The sequence below is a fragment of the Gemmatimonadota bacterium genome (genome assembly GCA_039715185.1).
In the GTDB taxonomy this organism is placed as follows: domain Bacteria; phylum Gemmatimonadota; class Gemmatimonadetes; order Longimicrobiales; family RSA9; genus DATHRK01.
This window is the reverse complement of sequence record JBDLIA010000214.1, coordinates 1-1,409: the sequence shown is the minus strand read 5'-3', so window position 1 is coordinate 1,409 and position 1,409 is coordinate 1. Positions and strand designations below refer to the sequence as shown.

Below are 1,409 nucleotides of genomic sequence, written 5' to 3'. Positions count from 1 at the left end.
GCCCGCGACAAGGTGCGGGTCGCCCGCACTCTGGAATCGCTGCCCAAAATCAGTGAAGCCTTCCGCACTGGCCAGGTGAGCTACTCCAAGGTGCGCGCTATGACCCGGGTGGCGACGCCGGAGAACGAGGACTACCTGCTGAACATTGCCCACCACGGAACCGCCGCCCACGTGGAGCGCCTGGTCTGCAACTACCGCAAGGTGCAGCGCATCGCCGAGCGCCAGCGCGCCAACTCCCTGCACGAGCAGCGCTGCGTGCAATTCCACCACGACGACGACGGCACCCTGGTCCTCGAGGCGCGCCTGCCGCCGGAGACCGGCGCCATCGTGCTCGAGGCACTGGCCGCCGCCGGCGAAGCCATGTACGTGCGCCGCCGGGAACGCGCTGCGGCCGAGCAGCCGCAGGGCGCTGGAGAAAACTCCGCGGAGTCGTCCCCGAACGAGGGCGTATATCTGCCGCCGGGACCGGCGGAAGCTAGCGCCGAGGATCCGGACACCCCCTGGTGGGCCCGGGACCTCAACGAAAAGCAGAGCTACGCGGCGCGGCGCGCCGATGCCCTGGTGCTGATGGCGGAGAGCCTGCTCGCCAACGGCGCCGGCTCACGCCCTGGCGGTGAGCGCAATCATCTCGTCGTGCACGTCGACGCCGAGGTGCTCGCCGATCCGGACGCCGGGGGCCGCTCGGAGCTCGAGGACGGCCCGGCGCTTGCCGGCGAAAGCACCCGGCGCCTGGCCTGCGATGCGAGCATCGTGCGCCTGGTGGAAGACGCCGATGGCATGCCGCTCGACGTCGGCCGCAAGACCCGCAGCATCCCCGCCGCCATTCACCGGGCACTCAGGGCTCGCGACCACGGTTGCCGCTTCCCCGGCTGTACCGCGCGGTATTTCGTCGAGGGCCACCACGTCGCGCACTGGGCTCACGGCGGTGAAACGAGCTTGCAGAACCTGGTGCAGCTCTGTCACTTCCATCATCGCCTGGTGCACGAAGGCGACTACGGTGTGCGCGTCTCGGGAGATCAGCGCTTCGAGTTCACCCGCCCCGACGGGCGCGTCATCGACGCGGTGCCGAAAAACTCCGCGGAGTCGTTTCGCGACACCGATATCGAAACCCTGAACCGCGAGCACGGTCTGGATATCGATGCCGGGACCTGCGTTTTTCCGGGGAGCGGCGCGCGGATGGATCACGCCCAGGCGGTGGAGGAATTGCTCCACCGCGACGGCGCCTTGCATCTGGATCCCGAGACCGGGCACTACCCCGCGCACTTTCCGCACGCTCGACAAGACGGATGGGGCGGTGGCTAGGGGTGAGCTTGGGAAGCTCGACCTGTCGGTCGGAATGTTGGGCTTCGCTTTGCTCAGCCCAACCTACAGTACTTATATAACGCCCTCTTCGCGCAACGCCGCTAGTT

The 1,409-nt window shown here is 68.1% G+C and carries 1 protein-coding gene; it reads left to right on the top strand.

Translation table 11 applies throughout. The features are described from left to right. Positions 1-1,302 (top strand): DUF222 domain-containing protein (locus tag ABFS34_16805; protein MEN8377086.1); only part of this gene is annotated, 1,302 nt, incomplete at its 5' end. Positions 1,303-1,409: the final 107 nt, after the last annotated feature.